Consider the following 3,100-nt stretch of genomic DNA (forward strand, 5'->3'; position numbering starts at 1 on the left):
TGAAGCTAGGCACACCAAAGGAAATACTGGACGGTGAGAACCGGGTCGCGATGACGCCCGAGTCCGCTTTGCAGTTGCAGAAACTTGGCTATGACTGCGCCATTGAGAAGGGGGCTGGTCTTGCGGCAGGTTTTTCGGATGCTGCCTATGAAGCTGCAGGGGTTGAGGTTATCAAGACCGCTGCTGCGCTGTGGAAAGACTGCGATATTGTCGCCAAGGTGCGTCAGCCCACCGAGACCGAGTTGAAGCGTCTGACCAAGGGCAAGACGCTGATCTCGTTCTTCAACCCTGCGGGCAATGAAGACGGGATGGAGCTGGCCAAATCCAAAGGCGCGAACGTGATCGCGATGGAGATGGTGCCTCGGATCAGTCGGGCGCAGAAGATGGACGCGCTGTCGTCGATGGCCAATATCGCGGGCTACCGTGCCGTGATCGAGGCGGGCAACAACTTTGGCCGTTTCTTCACCGGTCAGGTGACGGCGGCGGGTAAAGTACCCCCTGCGAAAGTTCTGATCGTGGGGGCCGGTGTGGCCGGTCTGGCCGCGATCGGGACGTCCACGTCGCTGGGCGCGATCACCTATGCGTTCGACGTGCGCCCCGAAGTGGCCGAGCAAGTCGAGTCGATGGGTGCGGAATTCGTCTATCTGGACTTTGAAGAGCAGCAGCAGGATGGCGCGGCCACTGGCGGGTATGCGTCGGTTCAGTCCGAAGAATTCCGCAACGCGCAGTTGGCCAAGTTCCGTGAACTTGCCCCCGAGATGGACATCGTGATCACCACCGCGCTGATCCCGAACCGCGAAGCGCCCGAGCTTTGGACCAAGGATATGGTCGAAAGCATGAAGCCGGGCTCGGTCATCGTGGACCTAGCGGCGGAAAAAGGCGGCAACTGTAAGCTGACCGTCGCGGATGAGAAGATCGTGACCGACAATGGCGTGACCATCATCGGCTATACCGACTTCCCCAGCCGGATGGCGGCGCAATCGTCGTCTCTGTACGCGACCAACATCCGTCACATGATGACTGACCTGACGCCCGAGAAGGACGGTCAGATCAACCACGACATGGAAGATGACGTGATCCGCGGCTCGACCGTGACCTTTGAGGGTGAGATCACCTTCCCGCCGCCGCCGCCGAAAGTGCAGGCCATCGCGGCGCAGAAGAAGCCCGAGGTCAAGGAACTGACCCCGGAAGAGAAAAAGGCGCAGGAGATTGCGGCGTTCAAGGCGCAGACCAAGCAGCAGTTCACCCTGCTGGGTGTGGGCGGCGCGCTGATGCTGCTGGTGGGTCTGGTCGCTCCGGCCAGCTTCATGCAGCACTTCATCGTGTTCGTGCTGGCCGTGTTCGTTGGCTTCCAGGTGATCTGGGGCGTGGCGCATTCGCTGCACACTCCGCTGATGGCGATCACCAACGCGATCTCGTCGATCATCATTGTTGGGGCGCTTATGCAGATCGGATCGGGCTCGTTCCTGGTGATCCTGCTGGCGGCGCTGTCGGTCTTTATGGCCGGGATCAACATCTTCGGCGGTTTCCTTGTCACCCGGCGCATGCTCGCCATGTTCCAGAAATCTTAAGGAGGCCGGGTAGATGATTGGCTTCACCACTGCCGCTTATGTTGTTGCGGCTGTTCTGTTCATCCTGTCCCTGGGCGGGTTGTCGAACCAGGAAAGCGCCAAGCGCGCTGTCTGGTACGGTATTGTCGGTATGGCGCTGGCGGTCTTTGCCACGCTTGTGGGCCCCGGTTCGGGCCTGTGGTTGCTGTCGCTGCTGCTGATTGCAGGCGGCGGTCTGATCGGGTCCTATGTCGCCAAACGCGTGCAGATGACCGAGATGCCACAGCTTGTCGCGGCGATGCACTCGCTGGTGGGTCTGGCGGCTGTGTTCGTGGGCTTCAACGCGCATTTTGAGATCGGCAACGTGGCGCAGGTCATGGCGATTGCGGATGCGGCGAACCAGGCGGACCTGTCGGATCTGGGCGCCTTTGCCAAGCTGATCGCCAAGAAGACAGCGGCCGAGCTGACGATCCTGCATGTGGAACTGTTCCTGGGCATCTTCATCGGTGCGATCACCTTTACCGGTTCGGTCGTGGCCTATGGCAAGCTGGCGGGCAAGGTGACATCGGCGGCGACCAAGCTGCCCGGCGGTCATGCGCTGAACGCGGCGGCGGCGGGTCTCTCGCTGATCTGCCTGATCTGGTACACCGCCTCGGGCGGTCTGTTCCCGCTGATCCTGATGACACTGGCGGCGCTGTTCATCGGCTATCACCTGATCATGGGCATCGGTGGCGCGGACATGCCGGTGGTTGTGTCGATGCTGAACTCGTATTCGGGTTGGGCCGCAGCGGCCATTGGCTTCAGCCTCGGCAACGACCTGCTGATCGTTGTGGGTGCGCTGGTTGGCTCGTCGGGTGCGATCCTGTCCTACATCATGTGTAAGGCGATGAACCGGCATTTTGTCAGCGTGATCCTGGGCGGCTTTGGCGGCACCTCGGGCCCGCAGATGGAAGTCGAGGGCGAGCAGGTTGCCATCGACGCCGATGGCGTTGCCGCAGCTCTGAACGACGCCGACAGCGTGATCATCATTCCGGGCTACGGTATGGCGGTGGCGCAGGCACAGCAGTCGGTCAGTGAACTGGTCCGCAAGCTGCGCGCCAAGGGCAAAGAGGTGCGCTTCGCGATCCACCCTGTTGCCGGTCGTCTGCCGGGTCATATGAACGTGCTGCTGGCCGAGGCCAAGGTGCCCTATGACATCGTGCTGGAGATGGACGAGATCAACGATGACTTCCCGGAAACGGATGTGGCCATCGTGATAGGGTCGAACGACATCGTAAACCCTGCGGCGCAGGAAGATCCCAACAGCCCCATCGCCGGAATGCCGGTTCTGGAATGCTGGAAGGCAAAGCAGGTGTTTGTGTCCAAGCGTGGTCAGGGCACCGGCTATTCGGGCATCGAAAACCCGCTGTTCTTCAAGGAAAACACCCGCATGTTCTATGGCGACGCCAAGCAGTCGCTGGACAAGCTCCTGCCCATGATCGACTGATCCAAGGCACATAAAACACAAAAAAAGGCGCCCAAACGGGCGCCTTTCCGCGTTTCGCGGTAGG

General features: G+C 60.8%; 2 protein-coding genes. Both read left to right on the forward strand.

Annotated elements, in window-relative coordinates; genetic code table 11:
• Positions 1–1,571 (forward strand): Re/Si-specific NAD(P)(+) transhydrogenase subunit alpha (locus AC2FF7_RS22105; RefSeq protein ID WP_496906356.1); only part of this gene is annotated, 1,571 nt, incomplete at its 5' end.
• A 13-nt stretch (positions 1,572–1,584) separates the two neighbouring features.
• Positions 1,585–3,036 carry an NAD(P)(+) transhydrogenase (Re/Si-specific) subunit beta gene (locus AC2FF7_RS22110; RefSeq protein WP_170352592.1) on the forward strand — a complete coding sequence of 484 codons (1,452 nt, stop codon included), beginning with the start codon at positions 1,585–1,587 and terminating at the stop codon, positions 3,034–3,036.
• Positions 3,037–3,100: the final 64 nt, after the last annotated feature.

Source organism: Ruegeria sp. YTSC325 (assembly GCF_059609525.1).